General features: G+C 69.5%; 17 protein-coding genes. 6 read left to right on the top strand and 11 right to left on the bottom strand.

Features of this window, described 5'->3' with window-relative positions:
- Positions 1-21: 21 nt before the first annotated feature.
- The 6 genes from AC1U89_RS13670 to AC1U89_RS13645 form a co-directional block, all read right to left on the bottom strand.
- On the bottom strand, positions 22-1,035 hold the full coding sequence (locus tag AC1U89_RS13670; protein WP_479900237.1) for a FecR family protein: 1,014 nt from the start codon (positions 1,033-1,035) through the stop codon (positions 22-24).
- On the bottom strand, positions 1,032-1,667 hold the full coding sequence (locus AC1U89_RS13665; protein ID WP_479900282.1) for an RNA polymerase sigma factor: 636 nt from the start codon (positions 1,665-1,667) through the stop codon (positions 1,032-1,034). The genes AC1U89_RS13670 and AC1U89_RS13665 overlap by 4 nt, the downstream gene beginning before the upstream one ends.
- A 68-nt stretch (positions 1,668-1,735) precedes the next feature.
- Positions 1,736-2,575 (bottom strand): alpha/beta fold hydrolase, encoded by an 840-nt coding sequence (locus AC1U89_RS13660; RefSeq protein ID WP_479900236.1) that lies wholly within the window; start codon positions 2,573-2,575, stop codon positions 1,736-1,738.
- A gap of 159 nt (positions 2,576-2,734) precedes the next feature.
- Positions 2,735-3,250 carry a helix-turn-helix domain-containing protein gene (locus AC1U89_RS13655; protein WP_479900235.1) on the bottom strand — a complete coding sequence of 172 codons (516 nt, stop codon included), beginning with the start codon at positions 3,248-3,250 and terminating at the stop codon, positions 2,735-2,737.
- A 238-nt stretch (positions 3,251-3,488) separates the two neighbouring features.
- The gene (locus AC1U89_RS13650) at positions 3,489-3,899 is read right to left on the bottom strand and encodes a hypothetical protein (RefSeq protein ID WP_479900234.1); all 411 of its coding nucleotides are present in this window, start codon (positions 3,897-3,899) and stop codon (positions 3,489-3,491) included.
- A 156-nt stretch (positions 3,900-4,055) separates the two neighbouring features.
- Positions 4,056-4,517 carry a carboxymuconolactone decarboxylase family protein gene (locus AC1U89_RS13645; protein ID WP_479900233.1) on the bottom strand — a complete coding sequence of 154 codons (462 nt, stop codon included), beginning with the start codon at positions 4,515-4,517 and terminating at the stop codon, positions 4,056-4,058.
- Between the two features lie 257 nt (positions 4,518-4,774).
- Here AC1U89_RS13645 and AC1U89_RS13640 point away from each other — a divergent pair, with 257 nt between their 5' ends.
- Entirely contained in the window at positions 4,775-5,530 is a 756-nt protein-coding gene (locus tag AC1U89_RS13640; protein WP_479900232.1) for an SDR family oxidoreductase, read from the top strand.
- Positions 5,531-5,586: 56 nt separating this feature from the next.
- Here the strand turns inward: AC1U89_RS13640 and AC1U89_RS13635 are convergent, their stop codons facing one another.
- The 5 genes from AC1U89_RS13635 to AC1U89_RS13615 form a co-directional block, all read right to left on the bottom strand.
- Complete coding sequence (locus tag AC1U89_RS13635; RefSeq protein ID WP_479900231.1) at positions 5,587-6,249, bottom strand: HD domain-containing protein; 663 nt, start codon at positions 6,247-6,249, stop codon at positions 5,587-5,589.
- A 42-nt stretch (positions 6,250-6,291) separates the two neighbouring features.
- Complete coding sequence (locus tag AC1U89_RS13630; protein ID WP_479900230.1) at positions 6,292-7,044, bottom strand: SDR family oxidoreductase; 753 nt, start codon at positions 7,042-7,044, stop codon at positions 6,292-6,294.
- A gap of 4 nt (positions 7,045-7,048) precedes the next feature.
- Positions 7,049-7,834: an SDR family oxidoreductase gene (locus AC1U89_RS13625; RefSeq protein ID WP_479900229.1), complete on the bottom strand. Its 786-nt coding sequence runs from the start codon at positions 7,832-7,834 to the stop codon at positions 7,049-7,051.
- A gap of 369 nt (positions 7,835-8,203) precedes the next feature.
- Entirely contained in the window at positions 8,204-8,620 is a 417-nt protein-coding gene (locus tag AC1U89_RS13620; RefSeq protein ID WP_479900228.1) for a DUF427 domain-containing protein, read from the bottom strand.
- Positions 8,621-8,753: 133 nt separating this feature from the next.
- Positions 8,754-9,677: a LysR family transcriptional regulator gene (locus tag AC1U89_RS13615; RefSeq protein WP_479900227.1), complete on the bottom strand. Its 924-nt coding sequence runs from the start codon at positions 9,675-9,677 to the stop codon at positions 8,754-8,756.
- A 105-nt stretch (positions 9,678-9,782) separates the two neighbouring features.
- On the opposite strand from AC1U89_RS13615, the gene AC1U89_RS13610 reads away from it, so the two are divergent.
- The 5 genes from AC1U89_RS13610 (at position 9,783) to AC1U89_RS13590 (ending at position 15,444) form a co-directional block, all read left to right on the top strand.
- Positions 9,783-10,532, top strand: a complete 750-nt coding sequence (locus AC1U89_RS13610) for an SDR family NAD(P)-dependent oxidoreductase (protein WP_479900226.1) — start codon at positions 9,783-9,785, stop codon at positions 10,530-10,532.
- A gap of 141 nt (positions 10,533-10,673) precedes the next feature.
- Complete coding sequence (locus tag AC1U89_RS13605) at positions 10,674-11,474, top strand: alpha/beta fold hydrolase (protein ID WP_479900225.1); 801 nt, start codon at positions 10,674-10,676, stop codon at positions 11,472-11,474.
- Positions 11,475-11,535: 61 nt separating this feature from the next.
- Positions 11,536-12,432 (top strand): hypothetical protein, encoded by an 897-nt coding sequence (locus AC1U89_RS13600; RefSeq protein ID WP_479900224.1) that lies wholly within the window; start codon positions 11,536-11,538, stop codon positions 12,430-12,432.
- 255 nt (positions 12,433-12,687) lie between these two features.
- Positions 12,688-15,009: an arylsulfatase gene (locus AC1U89_RS13595; RefSeq protein ID WP_479900223.1), complete on the top strand. Its 2,322-nt coding sequence runs from the start codon at positions 12,688-12,690 to the stop codon at positions 15,007-15,009.
- An 81-nt stretch (positions 15,010-15,090) separates the two neighbouring features.
- Positions 15,091-15,444 carry a DUF1622 domain-containing protein gene (locus AC1U89_RS13590; RefSeq protein ID WP_479900222.1) on the top strand — a complete coding sequence of 118 codons (354 nt, stop codon included), beginning with the start codon at positions 15,091-15,093 and terminating at the stop codon, positions 15,442-15,444.
- Positions 15,445-15,456: the final 12 nt, after the last annotated feature.

Below are 15,456 nucleotides of genomic sequence, written 5' to 3'. Positions count from 1 at the left end.
CCCCGCGCGACCGTGACGTCGCTAGCGCGCGGCGATGTCCGCGCCGCCGTCGCTGCGTGTTCGCACGCGGACGGGATAGACCTCGGCCAGCGACTGKGCGAAGCGTGTGGGGTCGCCGGCGCGGTACTGGCCGCTCACGGGCAACGCCGCGGCGGCGGGGTCCACGATCCTGGCGGACGGGCCGCCGTAGCGGTTGACCTCGGCGACGGCCTGGGCCAGCGGCGTCTCGGAAAATTCCAGCAGGCGGGTCCGCCAGGCCAGGACGTCCGTCAGGTCCACGTGGGCGACCGTATCCGCCCGGGCGCCCTCCGCGGTCAGCTGCTGGCCAGGCGCCGAGAGCCTGACGGCGTTGCGCCCAGGAAGCGCCGACACGGCGACCGCGCCCTTGGCGAGGGTGACCGTCATGGTGTCGCCGCCCAGCCGCACGTCGAACTCGGTGCCCAGGTCGGTGATCGTCCGCGTCCGCGCTGCCACGGTGAAGGGGCGCCGCGCGTCGTGGACGACGCTGAAATAGGCCTGGCCGCGCAGCAGGCGCACGGCGCGGCTGTCGGCCCGATAGTCGACGGCGATCGCGGAATTGGCGTTCAGCGTGACGCGGCTCCCGTCCGGCAGCGCGAAGCTGTTCGGCGGGCCGGCGGCGACGGCGAAGGTCGGCGTCGCGTCGGCGGCTGGGCCGGGCTGGGCCGGCGCGGTCGTGAAGCGCGGCGACAGCTGGGTCCAGGCCAGTCCGATCGTGACGATCGCGACCRCCGCGATCGCGGCCGCGACCGCCATGAAGGGCCGGCGATCAGGCCGCGCCTGCAGGGCGTCGCGCCTCAGGGCGGCGAACAGCGGATCGTCGCCTGACGGCTGGCCGGCGGCCTGCCAGATCGTGGCGGCGTGCGCCCAGGCCCGCGCGTTCTCCGGCGCGCCGTCGCGCCAGGCGACAAACTGGGGATCGCCTTCGACGTCCTGGCCGGCGTCGCGTCGCAGCAGCCACACGGCGGCGGCCTCTTCGGCGGCGTCCTGGTCGACCTGGGCAAGGGGATGGGTCATCGGTCGTCCCTCGTTCGCGCCAGGATGTGGCGAACCGCTTTGAGCATGTGCTTGTCCACGGCGGTGGGCGAGACGCCCAGCCTTCGGGCGATTTCCGAGGCGGAAAGGCCCTCGATCCGGCGCAGGATGAACACCCGGCGCGTCCGCTCCGGCAGTTCGAGCAGGGCCACGCCGATCGTCTCGAGGGTTTCCAGCCCGATCAGGGTCCGCTCGGGGCCGGGCGCCTCGCCGGCGTGGAAGTCGGGCTCGAAGGGAACGTGGCGGTCGGCCTGGCGGACCTTGCGGCGCCGCGCCCGATCCGCCAGCACGCTGGCGGCGGTCTTGAAGACGTAGCCTTCCAGTTTCTCGAGCTCGCCGGCGTCGCCGCGTCGCACGATGCGCAGGAAGACCTCCTGGACCAGATCGTCCACCTCACTGGCGTCCTGGACCCGGCGCTGGAAATAGCGCGCGAGCGCGTTTCGCAGTGATACGGCCCGGCCCGCCAGGACATGATCGGTCTCGGGGTCGAGGGCGGTGATCGGCAAGGTCTCCCGGTCGCGCCCCAGGCGACGCGCCTGCAAGGCGACCTCACCATGCGCTGACCCGCGGTTCATCGCAATTCCCTGTGCTGATCCCGTTTTCGAGAGGTCCATGGTCACTGGAAGGGTCCGGCCCGAAGGAAGCGCCTCCATCGGGGGAGGCGCTTCCGGGCCGGGTCCCGTCAGCTCTTGAAGAAGGCCAGCAGGTCTGGATTGATGATCTCGGCGTGCGTCGTGCACATGCCGTGCGGCAGGCCCGGATAGACCTTCAGCGAGCCCTTCTTCAGCAGCTTGATCCCGATCAGGGCGGCGTCGGCGATCGGGACGATCTGATCGTCCTCGCCGTGCATCAGCAGCACCGGCGCGTCGATCGTCTTGAGGTCGGTGGTGAAGTCGGTGGCCGAGAAGGCGGCGATGCAGTCGTACTGCGCCTTGGCGCCGCCCATCATGCCTTGACGCCACCAGTTGTCGACGATCGCCTGGCTGACCTTCGCGCCGGGGCGGTTGAAGCCGTAGAACGGGCCCGAGGGCAGGTCCTTGTAGAACTGGCTGCGGTTGGCGGCCAGGGCGTCGCGCAGGCCGTCGAACACCTCGATCGGCAGGCCGCCCGGGTTGTCCGGCGTCTTGACCATGATCGGCGGCACCGCGCCGATCAGCACCAGCTTGGCCACGCGACCGGCGCCGCCGTAGCGGGCGACGTAGCGCGCCGCCTCGCCGCCGCCCGTCGAATGGCCGACGTGGATGGCGTTCTTCAGGCCCAGGTGGTTGGTCACCGCCGCCAGGTCGGCGGCGTAGGTGTCCATCTCGTTGCCGGTGTCGGTCTGGCTCGAGCGGCCGTGGCCGCGCCGGTCATGGGCGATCACGCGATAGCCCTGGGCCAGGAAGAACAGCATCTGGTTGTCCCAGTCGTCCGCCGACAGCGGCCAACYGTGGTGGAAGACGATCGGCTGGGCGGTCTTGGGACCCCAGTCCTTGTAGAAGATCTGGGTGCCGTCCTTGGTGGTGACGAAGCCGCTGCCCATGGTGTTGGTTCCTGTGCTTTGGGGGGAGGGGGTGTTCGCGCGGGCGCCGCCGCTCGAGGGAAGGCCGGCCGCGACCGCCGTGGCGGCGAGGCCGAGGCCGGCGGTCATTACGACACGGCGCGTGGCCTGGTGATCTGGCTGGTTCATGGCGATGTCTCTTCAGTTGGAGGGGGCGCGGTTGCGGCGGCGCCAGTCGAGCGGGGTCGCTTCGACCTCCTGGCGGAACTGCCGCGAGAAATGGGCGTGGTCGGCGAAGCCGCAGATCAGGGCGATCTGGCTGAGCGGGATGGCCGTGTCGCGCAGCAGCGTCTGGGCGCGCTCGATCCGGTGACGCAGCACCAGCTGGCGCGGCGTCAGGCCCAGGGTGTTCTTGCAGGCCCGCGCGAAGTGGCTGCAGCTGAGGTGGACCTGAGAGGCCAGGATCTCCAGGCTCAGCGCCCGATCCAGGTTCGCCACGATGAAGCGTTCAATCTTCCTCACGCGCCAGAGGGGCAGCTTGGCGCCGGGGGGCAGGGCGCGGCGACGGTCCGCGCCGGGGTCGGGCTCGCCCTCGGCCGGAGCGGCGCCGAGGTCCGCGAAGCTCCGCAGCAGCTGGTCGATCACCGAGGCGGTGTCGCCGCGCGGCCGTTCCGTGGGCGCGCCCATGGGCGTGAAGGTCGCCGAATGAAGGGTCATGGGGTGGTCTCCGCCGGCCGCCGTTCGGCCGTTGCCTGATGACCGGACCCTAGGCGGCGGCGACCGGCGGCCCCATCCGTCCCTTGGTCTGGGCGGGCTGGGCGTAGGTTTGGCGACCCTATGCGGCCGTATAGGTCGCGCGGCGGTTCGGCGTGCGAACGACGCGAAACCGCCGCGCCCCAGGGGGAGCGCGGCGGCTCTGGTCGTGGATGCGAAGGGGACGGGGAAACGGGCCGCCCTAGCGCGCGCCGTCGATCCGCGCCCGCCTCAGCGCCCAGGCCGTCAGCACCCAGCCCAGCAGGGCCGGCAGGGTCACGGCCGGGAAGTCCCGGCCGAGCGCCGAGGCCGAGCAGATGCCCACGGCCACCTCCCAGAAGTGGAACAGGGCGTGGCCGGAAAGCCAGATCGTCGGCGCGCTCCAAGCGAACAGTCGCAGGTGCGGCTGGAACGCGCCCGTCAGGAAGCCGGCCCCGATGAACAGGAAGACGATGCCGATGTCGCGGATGAAGTGCTGGTTGAACGACCCGGTCGTCGTCACGCCCGGCACGGCGAAATACCAGCCCTCGGGCGAGGCCAGCATGAAGACGCCGTTGGCCAGGGCGGCGACGCCGAGCACGACGGCCAGGCCGATGAGGATGGGCTTGAGCATGGGGTCTCCTTTCGAGGGCATGGAGGGGAAGAGTCACGCCCCGGCTCGCGGTGACGAGCCGGGGCGCAGCGGAGCCGCATCGCGCCTTGGGGGGGATGGATCGGCGCGCGTCTCCGCGGGTCCGAAGCACAGGCGGATCGCTTCGGAGCTCGAGGCCTAGGCGGCCGCGGTGGCCGGCTGGACGGGGTGGACGGCGCGGGCGGCCACCTGCAGGCGGTTCCAGGTGTTGATCTGGCCGATCATCACCGACAGGGTCGCGATCTCGACCTCGGTGAACTGGCTCTTGACCAGGTCGTAGTCGGCGTCCGACGCGCCGGTCTTGGCGATCCGCGTCAGGGACTCGGTCCAGGCCAGGGCGGCGCGCTCGCGGTCGGTGAACAGCGGGGACTCGCGCCAGGTGTCCAGCAGGAACAGGCGCATGTCGGTTTCGCCGTGCGCCTTGGCGTCGGTCACGTGCATGTGGACGCAGAAGGCGCAGCCGTTGATCTGCGAGGCGCGGATCTTCACCAGCTCGGCCAGGCCGTGCTCGATGTCGGTTGCGCCCAGGGCCTTCTCGACGGCGATCAGGGCGTTGGTGAGGTCCGGGACGATTTTGAACGGGGCGAAGCGCGGGGTCATGTTGGATCCTTCGGTGGGGTTGAAGTGATCCGACCTTGCCGGGCCGCCAGGGGCGCCGGCCATCGTCCGGCCGGCGGATGGACCTACGCCCTTCCGACAGGTCGCGCCCTCCCTGGGGACAGGACGGCCCCGCCGCCGTCCTGTCCCCGGACCGCCCGGGGGTCTAGCTTTGGTCGCCGGACTTGGCGGTATGGATAGCGTTCCATGCGCCAAGAGACGCGCGATACCTCTCCGGACAACCGTCAAGGAGACCTGACATGAAGATCGTCGTCATCGGTGGAACCGGCCTCATCGGGTCGAAGACCGTCGCCAACCTGACCCGCATGGGGCACGAGGCGATCGCCGCCGCGCCCAACACCGGGGTCAACACCCTGACCGGCGAAGGCCTGGCCGAGGCGTTGGCCGGCGCGGACGTCGTGGTCGACGTCGCCAACTCGCCCTCGTTCGAGGACGACGCGGCCATGGCCTTCTTCCAGACCGCCGGCCGCAACCTGCTGGCCGCCGAACAGGTCGCCGGCGTCAGGCATCACGTCGCCCTGTCGGTGGTGGGGACCGAACGCCTGCAGGCCAGCGGCTATTTCCGCGCCAAGCTGGCGCAGGAAGCCTTGATCAAGGCCTCGCCGACGCCCTGGACGATCGTGCGGTCGACGCAGTTCTTCCAGTTCGTCGGGGGCATCGTCCACTCGGCGGCCGCTGGCGACGCCATCCGCCTGCCGCCGGTCCAGATCCAGCCGATCGCGGCCGACGACGTCGCCGCCATCCTGGCGCGGACCGTGGTTGGCGCTCCCGTCAACGGCATGATCGAGATCGCCGGCCCCGAGGCCTTCCGCCTGGACGTGTTCGCCGAGCAGTACCTGGACGCCCAGCAGGACCCGCGCAACGTCGTCGCCGACCCCGAGGCGCTCTATTTCGGCGCCCGCCTGGAGGAGCGTTCCCTGACGCCGGAGCCCGACGCGATCCTGGGCGAGACCACCTTCGAGGACTGGCTCAACGAGTCCATGGCCGCCGACTAGCGGCCTTCGTCAGTCGTGATGAGGGAGGACGGGCGGCTCGACGGCCGCCCGTTTTTCTATTCCGCGAACGGGCCGTTGGCGATCACGTCGACCCAGGACGGCGCCTTGTAGCCGGGGACCAGCCGCTCGCCGAAATCGCGGATGAAGTTGGCGTAGGTGGTCTCGGGCCGGGTCTTGGCCAGGTGGCAGACGCAGGCGGTGAACTGGCGCTTCATGTCCAGGCGGGGCGCGGCGGCGATGGCCAGGGTCATCGTCGAGACGCCCAGCAGGTCGTTGTCCGGCGTGCCGAAGTCGGCCCCGATCCCGCGCGCGCACAGCGCGACCTCCGGCTCCTTGAACACGCCGATCGACGGCGTGCCGTGCAGGGCGATGCTGTCCCAGATCAGCTGGGCGCGGCGGTCGTCGAAGCCCTGCTCGCGCACGAACGCCCGGGCGACTTCGGCGCCGTTGACCTCGAAGCGGTTGGGCCCAGAGCCGTGCTCGGTCAGTCCCAGGTCGTGCAGCAGGGTCGACACCGCCAGGACCTCGGCGTCGTGGGCGACGGCCTCCAGGGCGGCGAGCTTGACCGCGAACATCCACGAGCGGGCGACGTGGTTGAACAGGAAGGCGGGGCAGCGGTCGCGGGCGTGGTTGAAGGCCCGGCTGATCAAGGGCGATTGGGGAAGGCCCGGGAACAGCGTGCGCAGTTGGCCTTCGGTGGTGGGGGCGGCGTCGGTCATGGCGATGATCCTTGCGTGAGAAGGGAGACGGGGACGGCGCGCCTATCGCGCGGTCCGCTCCCGCAGCCAGGCGTCGAATTCGGTGTGGCCGAACCGCGGGACCGCGCCCGCGATCAGGGTCTGGTCGTCGAGCCGCGCGCCGAAATAGCGCGCCTCGGGATCGGCCGTGACGCGACGGGCGTCGCCGCGCGCGGCCATGTACAGCCGCGCCAGCTCGTCCAGCCGAAACGGGTCCGGGCCGGCCACCTCGAGGGTGTCGTTGGCCGGCGCGCGGTCGGCGATGTCGGCCAGGGCCGCGGCGGCGTCGTGGGCGGCGATGAACTGGACGCGGGCCGGCGGCAGGCGGATTTCGTCGCCGCGCGCGCCGTCCGCGACCACCGCGTCCAGGAACTCGAAGAACTGGGTCGAGCGGACGATCGTGTACGGCACGCCGGACGCCTTGATCAGCGACTCCTGCAGGAGCTTGGCGCGGAAGTAGCCGATCTCCGGCAGGCGCTCGGAACCGACGATCGACAGGGCCGCATAGTGGCGCACGTCGTTGGAGGCGGCCGCCGCCAGGATGTTGCGGCTGGAGGTCTCGAAGAACCGCAGCGACGTCTCGTCGTCGTAGGTCGGCGGGTTGACGACGTCGATGACGACCTCGGCCCCGACCAGGGCCTCCTCCAGACCCTCGCCCGTGATGACGTCGACGCCCGTCCTCTGCGAGGCGGATGTGACCTGGTGGCCCTGGCGCGCCAGGATTTCGACGACCTTGGACCCGACGACGCCCGCGCCGCCCGTGACAACGATCTTCATGGGATCAACCTTTCCGGTTCGAGTGGAGGCTGGCGGGGGCCGGGGCTTGCAGGCTCTGGCGCAGCYAGTCGGAGAAGCGGGTCGGGGCGATGCGCGGGCGCTCGCCCGGCAGCAGGGACCGCTCGTCGAGCTCGGCGCCGAAATAGGGGGCGTGGACGTCGGCCACGACGCGGCGCGGGTCCTCGTAGGCGGTCAGCACCTGGGTGGCCAGGTCGTCCAGGCGGTAGCGCTCGGGGCCGGCGACCTCGACGGTGTCGTTCAGCGGCGCGCCCAGGACCAAGTCGGCCAGGGCCTCGGCGACGTCCTCGCCGGCGATCGGCTGGACGGGGGCCGGCGAGATCACCACGTCACGCGTCGCGCCGTCCTGCACCACGCCGGTGATGAACTCGAAGAACTGGGTCGACCGCAGGATGGTGAACGGGATCCCGGAAGCCTTGACCAGGTCCTCCTGGATCTTCTTGGCCTGGAAGTAGCCGCTGGCCTGCAGCCGGTCGGTGCCGACGATCGACAGGGCGATGTGGTGGCGAACACCGGCGGCGCGCCCGGCGGCGAGCAGGTGGCGGCCCGAGGTCTCGAAGAAGGCCTTGGCGGCCGACCCGTCCAGCGACGGCGACTGGGTGACGTCGACGACCACCGTCGCGCCGTCCAGCGCTCGGGCCAATCCGACCTCGGTCAGGGTGTCGACGCCGAAGGTCGGCGAGGCCTCCAGGACGCGGTAGTCGTCCTGACGAAGATTATAGACGAGCTTGCCGCCGATCCGGCCGCTGCCGCCCACCACCACGATTTTCATGTGCGTCGCCCCTTGGCGTGATCCAGAACCCAGGATCGGAAGGCTAGGGGCGGGGGTGGGGATGGGTCGATTGGCCGAAAGGATCAGGCCGGACTATCCCGGCGTATAGGGTCCCGGCGCCGTTCGACCGGGGGTGCGCGACGCCGCGGCGCTGTGGACGCCGCGACGTCGCGCGGGTGAGCCGGACAGGTAGGATGCTCGCCTGCCGTTTCGTCGGCCGTAAGATGAAATCGGAAAAAATCTTACGTTCATCATCCCTGTCGCGTCCGATTAACACGGCTGCGGGATGTTGTTAGGAAATCGGCCCGTCTAAACGGAACTGTACATAGGTATAGGAAGTATAGGATCGCCGAACGCCGTGAGGCGGGTTCAGCGCCCCTCGCCGATGTCGACGCCCTCGTCGTCAATCTCGGTCTCGGCCGCCGATTGCCCGTCCACCTGGATCTCGACGTGTTCGGGGCGGAAGGCGATGCGCCCGGCGATGTCGGCGAACGGCGCGTTGGGCGTCTCGTAGGACCAGGCCACGTTGTCGACGATGTGCTGGTCCCGGTAGATCGTGAAGTAGCGCGCGTCGCCCTTGTCGGGGTTGCGGGTGACCTTGTCGGTCTGGCTCAGGAACACCATGAACACGTCCTTGCGCGGGAAGTAGCGCACCGACGGGCGGCCCGCCTCATGCACCACGACCACGTCGTCGCTGTCGGCGATGTCGTGGCCCTCGAACAGCGCGCGCACGCGCGTCCGTTCACGGACGATCTCGAAGGTCGGGTCGGATGGGGAAGAGGTCATGTCGTTCGCGCCTGGCTTGAGGAAACGGCTGGTCCCAGGGGTACGGGACCTGGGCGCGCGTCGAAACTGTACGGAGGGCGGCCGGCGATCTCGCCGAAGGTCTTGCCTGGACTGGGCCAAGGGATAGGGCGCGCTAGTCCGGCGTCGTGGCGGGACCGCTGGACGCCCGCGCCAGCACCGCGGTCTGTTCAGCCACGAAGTCGGCGAACAGCCGCGCGCGAAGGGGCTGGAAGCGGCCGAAGGCGTGGAGGATCTGCAGCGGCGCCGAGGGGAGGGGCGCGTCTGGCATGACGATCTCCAGCCGGCCGGCCCGCAGGTCCTCATCCACGGTCCAACGCATCAGCTGGGCGATCCCCACGCCGTTGATCGCCGCCGCTCTCAGGGCGAAGCCGGAATCGCAGTCGAGGACGCCGTCCGGCGACAGCGTCGCGCCGTCCGCGAAGGTGATCGGGAAGGGCCGCCCGTCCAGGCGATAGCGGACGTGGCGCGCGGCCMGCAACGCCTCGAGCGTTCGCGGCCGTCCGTACTGGTCCAGGTGATCCGGTGCGGCCACCAGGACCAGTGGCGCCCGGCCCAGCGGCCGGATCGTCAGCGCGCTGTCGTCCACCTGGCCGACCCTCAAGGCCAGGTCATAGCCCTCGCGGATCAGGTCGACGTGACGGTCGCTCATGTGGAGTTCCAGATGGATGCGAGGGTGTCGCTTCAGGAAGATCCGCGTCAGGGGGTCCATGAGCAGGCGGCCCAGGTCGCTGGGCAGGGAAACCCGAAGCCGGCCCTGGGCGACGGCGGCGGTCTGGACGACGTCCTGCGCCTCGCCGAGGGCGCGCAGCAGCGGCATGACGCGCTCGAAATAGGCCGCGCCTTCCAGGGTCAGGTTCAGGGTGCGGGTCGAGCGGGTGAACAGGACGACGCCCAGCCGCCGCTCCAGCCGGGCCACGCTCTTGGAGACCGACGACGGGGTCGCGCCCGCCAGCCGCGCCGCCGCGCTGAAGGAGCCCGTCTCGACCGTGTTGATGAAGGCGGTCAGCCCGGCCGCGTTGTCGAGCAGATCGGTCATATATTCCATCATGGAATGAGTAACTTGCCATTTCGCCGACTTATTTGATCTCGCGTCAAGGCTATCTGGAGGGCCTCGAAACACTCTTCCGGAGGCGAAAGCCCAATGGACTCCCTCATCGACAAGGTCGCGGTGATCACCGGCGGCAACAGCGGCATCGGCCTGGAGACGGCCAAGCTCTTCGCGCGGGAAGGCGCGTCGGTCATCATCACCGGACGTCGCGCGGACGTGGTCGAGGCCGCGGTCGCCGAGATCGGACCCCGAGCCGTCGGCCTGGTCGGCGACACCGCCGATCCCGCGCACCAGGCGGACGTCGCCGACCTGGCGCGCGAGCGCTTCGGCGGCGTGGACATCTACATGGCCAACGCCGGGGTGAACACGATCACGCCCTCGTCCCAGGTTTCCGAAGCCGAGTACGACGCCCAGTTCGCGATCAACGCCCGGGCGGTGTTCTTCGGCGTGCAGAAGATCGCGCCGCTGCTGCGCGACAACGGCGCGATCATCCTCACCAGCTCGATCGCCAGCGACAAGGTGCTGGACGGCCACGCGGTCTATGCCGGCTCGAAGGCGGCCCTCAACGCTTTCGCGCGCAGTTGGGCGCTGGAGTTCAAGGCGCGCGGCGTCCGGGTGAACGTCCTGAGCCCGGGACCGACCGACACCGCCATCCTGGACAAGCTGGGCGTTCCGGCGTCGGAGCGCGCGGCGTTCGAAAGCGCGGTGGCCGTCGGCATCCCGCTGGGTCGTCTGGGCCGACCGGAAGAACTGGCCCAGGCGGCGCTGTTCCTGGCCTCCGACGCCGGCAGCTTCGTCAACGGCGTCAACCTCAGGGTCGACGGCGGCATGAGCCTGCTCTAGCGCCCCGCCGACCCTACCCCGGGGAGCGTCCGCCCTAGACTTTCGGAGGGGGCCGCCAGGCCCTTCCGCGAGATAGGCGCGGGGCGGGCGGCCCCGCAGTCTTGGCGCAGAGGCCGCTCCCGGCCGCCACGGAGACATCCCATGCGCAAGTTCCTTCCCGCCCTGTCCCTGGCCGCCCTGTCCCTGGCCACCGCCCTCGCCCTGACGGGCTCGGCGGCTGTCCAGGCCGCAACGCCCCGCGAGAAGCCGACGATCGTGCTCGTCCACGGCGCCTTCGCCGACTCCTCGGGCTGGAACGGCGTGGTGACGCGGCTGAACCGCGACGGCTATCACGTCGTGGCCGCGGCCAACGCCCTGCGCGCCCTGAATTCGGACGCCGAGACGGTGTCGGCCCTGGTCAAGTCGATCCCCGGACCGGTCGTCCTGGTCGGCCATTCCTACGGCGGCGAGGTGATCACCGAAGCGGCCAACGGCAACGGCAACGTCGAGGCGCTGGTCTATGTGGCCGGCTTCCTGCCCGAGGCGGGCGAGTCGGCCCTGTCGCTCTCCGGCAAGTTCCCGGGCGGCACGCTGGCCACCGCGCTGGCGCCGGTGGTGCTGCCCGACGGCGACGAGGATTTCTACATCCAGCCCGCCAAGTTCCGCGACCAGTTCGCCGCCGACGTGCCCGCCGCCACGGCGGCCCTGATGGCCGCGACCCAGCGTCCGGTGACCGGGCGGGCCCTGTCCGACATGGCCGGCGCGCCGTCGTGGAAGCGCCTGCCGTMCTACGTGATCTACGGCTCGGCGGACCGCAACATCCCGGCCCAGACCCAGCGGTTCATGGCCGAGCGGGCCGGTGCGCGGAAGACCGTCGCGGTCGAGGGCGCGTCCCACGCCCTGATGGTCTCGCATCCCGACAAGGTCGCGGCCCTGATCGAAGACGCCGCCTCGGGCCGCTGAGGTCGCATTTTCCTGGATTTMGTGCGATCCGGTTTCGGGTCGCACGATGTTGGAGACCACGATGACCCCCCGTCCGACGCGCATTCTGCTGCAGACCACCATCCCTTCCATGGCGGACGACTGGTCGATCGCGCGCTTCAGCCTGTTGCGCGACCTCCTGGCCGACGCGAAGGACGGCGAAGGGCGGCCGTTGTACGCCGTGGAGGCCCGGGATCGCGGACCGGTCGGCGTTCCCGACCCCCTCCTGTCCGAGCTGGACGACAGCGACTTCGATCAGCTGTGGCTGTTCGCGGTGGATGTCGGCGACGGCCTTACCGACGAGGATTGCGAGGCGATCTCCCGTTTCCACGCCGCCGGCGGCGGCCTGATGGTCACGCGCGACCATATGGACCTGGGCTCGTCGGTCTGCAGCCTGGGCGGCGTCGGTTTGGGCCATCGGTTTCACAGCAAGAACCTCGAGCCCGACGACAGCCGTCACGTGCGCGACGACGAGGAGACGCAGGCCATCTCGTGGCCGAACTACCGGTCCGGGGCCAACGGCGATTATCAGGAGATCCAGGTGGTCGAACCGGCGCACTCGGTCCTTTCCGACCCATCGTCGCCGGCCGGGATCCTGCGCTACCTGCCGGCCCACCCGCACGAGGGCGCGGTGGTCGTCCCCGACGGCGCCGAGGCCCGCGTCGTCATGAAGGGAAGGAGCCAAGCCACGGGCCGGGACTTCAATCTCGCCGTGGCGTTCGAGCGAGGGGAGGCGGGCGGCCCCGCGATCCTGCAGAGCACCTTCCACCACTTCACCGACTACAACTGGGACCTGTCGATGGGGTGCCCGAGCTTCGTGTCCGAACGGCCTGGCGACGGCATGGTCCGCGAACCCAAGGCGCTGGCGGACACCCACCGCTACGCCCTGAACGTCGCGGCGTGGCTCGGCAGACGTCCAGCCTCGTCGCCGGTGAGCTGATCTGTCGACCGATCACGTCGGCGGCGGGCGCGATATCGCGCCATCATCCGGAAGATAGCCTCCGTTATCCGACGGCCTGGTCTTTGACCGAAGGCCAAAGCCGAACGCGGGAATTCTCCGGAGGCGCCAGAGCAATCGTCGGCTGTCCCGATCCGGGTTTTACCCGGTGGCGCGGCTACGGGGGCCGAGGTGGAGTCGCGGCGCCGAACGCCAGGGCTGGTGACCGGCGCGCACAGTAAACCTCCGGAGGTTCCCGTGGCCGACAAACCCTTCAAAGGCGTGATCAAGCTCGACATCCGCGACTCCAAGGCGGACTGGGAGCCGTTCCTGCCGCCCAAGGCGCCCGAAGGCGCGCCCAACGTCCTGATCGTCCTCTACGACGACACGGGCCAGGCGGCCTGGCAGGCCTACGGTGGCGCGATCAACATGCCGACCCTGCAGAAACTGGCCGACAACGGCCTGACCTACACCCAGTGGCACACGACGGCGCTGTGCTCGCCCACGCGCTCGTGCTTCCTGACGGGCCGCAACCATCACCTCAACGGCATGTCGTGCATCACCGAGGGCGCCAACGGCTTCCCCGGCTGGAGCGGGCGCCTGCCGCACGACTGCATGACCATCGGCAGCATGTTGCAGGAGAACGGCTACAGCACCTTCTGGCTGGGCAAGGAGCACAACGTGCCGGAGCAGGATATCTGCGCGGGCGGGCCCAAGTCGGAATGGCCGCTGCAGCAGGGCTTCGACCGCTTCTATGGCTTCCTCGGCGGCGAGACCAACCAGTGGTATCCGGACCTGACCGAGGACAACAAGTTCATCGACCAGCCCTATGGGCCGGAAGACGGCTATCACCTGTCCAAGGACCTGGTCGACCAGGCCATGCAGATGATCCGCGACCAGAAGGCCAGCAATCCTTCCAAGCCGTGGTTCATGTGGCTGTGCCCCGGCGCCAATCACGCCCCGCACCACGCGCCCAAGGAATATGCCGACCGCTACAAGGGCAAGTTCGACGACGGCTATGACGCCTATCGCAGGTGGGTGGTGCCGCGGATGATCGAGAAGGGCCTGCTGCCGGCTGACACCAAGCTGGAAGACTTCAACCCCATGCGCGAGGACCAGGCCAACGCCGGCGACTACGTGCGTCCGTGGGAGGAGCTGAGCGCCGAGGAGAAGAAGCTCTTCTCCCGCATGGCCGAGGTCTATGCCGGCTTCTCGGAATACACCGACGAGCAGGTCGGGCGACTGGTCGCCTATCTCGAACAGAGCGGCCAGCTGGAGAACACGATCGTCCTCTACTGCTCCGACAACGGCGCATCGGGCGAGGGCGGTCCGAACGGCTCGGTCAACGAGAACAAGTTCTTCAACAACTATCCCGACGAGCTGAGCGAGAACATGAAGTATCTCGACGTGCTGGGCGGGCCGGAGACCTACAACCACTATCCCACCGGTTGGGCGGCGGCGTTCTCGGCGCCCTACAAGATGTTCAAGCGCTATTCGGAATACGCCGGCGGCACCGCCTGCCCGATGGTCATCTCCTGGCCCAAGGGCATCAAGGCCAAGGGCGAGGTGCGCAACCAGTACCATCACGCCGTGGACCTGGTGCCGACGATCCTCGAGTGCATCGGCATCGAGATGCCAGACACCTATCGGGGCGTGAAGCAGCACGCGCTGTCGGGCGTCTCCATGAAGTACAGCTTCGCGGCCGACGGGCCGACGACGAAGAAGCGCCAGTACTACGCCATGCTGGGCACGCGCGGCATCTGGGAGAACGGCTGGAAGGCCGCGGCCATCCACGCCCCGCTGACCGGCAAGGGCCACTTCGACCACGACGACTGGGAGCTCTACCACGTCGACGTGGATCGCTCGGAATCGATCGACCTGGCCGACAAGCATCCCGAGAAGCTGCAGGCGCTGGTCAAGGCCTGGTTCGAGGAGGCCGAGGCCAACAACGTTCTGCCGCTGGACGACCGCAGCGCCGCCGAACTGCTGGGACTGGAGCGACCCAGCACCGAACCGCCGCGTGAACGCTATGTCTACTATCCCGGCACCTCGCCGGTGCCGGAAGGCGTGGCGGTCAATGTGCGCGGGCGGTCCTACAAGATCATCGCCGACGTCGAGATCACCGATCAGACCGAAGGCGTGATCTTCGCCCACGGCTCGCGCTTCGGCGGTCACAGCCTGTTCATCAAGGACGGCAAGCTGCACTACGTCTACAACTTCCTGGGCATCAAGCCCGAGCAGAAGTTCGTCTCGGGCAAGCTCAAGCCGGGCAAGCAGACGCTGGGTGTGGAGTTCATCCGTGAAGGCGAAGGCCCGAACGGCGAGTCCACCGGCAAGACCACGCTCTATGTGGGCGAGGAGGTCGCCGCCCAGGGGCCGATGAAGACCCAGCTGGGCAAGTTCACCCTGTCGGGCGACGGCCTGTGCATCGGGCGCGACAGCGGCGACGCGGTCAGCGAGGACTATGTCACGCCCGGCACCTTCAAGGGCGGGACGATCTTCGGTGTCGGCGTGACCGTCGAGAAGGAGCAGTACCTGAACCTCGAGAAGCTGGCCGCCGCCGCCATGGCGGTGGACTAGGCCGCACGGCCCGGCCCCCCCCCCGGTCCGGCCGGTCGCGGCGCCGACGTCTCGCCGAAGCACGAAACCGAAGGCGCGCGCATGGAAGAGATTCTTCGGGAATTCGCCAGCCACATCGCCCTGGCCACGGAACTGGTTTGCGTCCTCTGCATCGCCATCGGCTCGATCGTGGCCCTGACCCGCGTGATCATCACCCTGGTGCGGGGACGGGCGAGCGACGTCAGCGCGCGCCAGACGATCTTCGTCGCCTATGCCGGGTGGATCATCCTGGCGCTGGAGTTCGCGCTGGCCGCCGACATCGTCCGCACCGCCATCGCCCCCACCTGGGACCAGATCGGCCAGCTGGCGGCCATCGCGGCGATCCGCACGGGCCTCAACTACTTCCTCAACAAGGACGTCGAGGAGCGGCGGGAAGCCTCGGCGTTCAAGGACTGACGCCAGGGTTCC

The sequence above is a fragment of the Caulobacter sp. 05T431 genome (assembly GCF_056665975.1).
The sequence above is the reverse complement of the archived record's forward strand: the minus strand, read 5'-3'. Positions and strand labels throughout refer to the sequence as shown.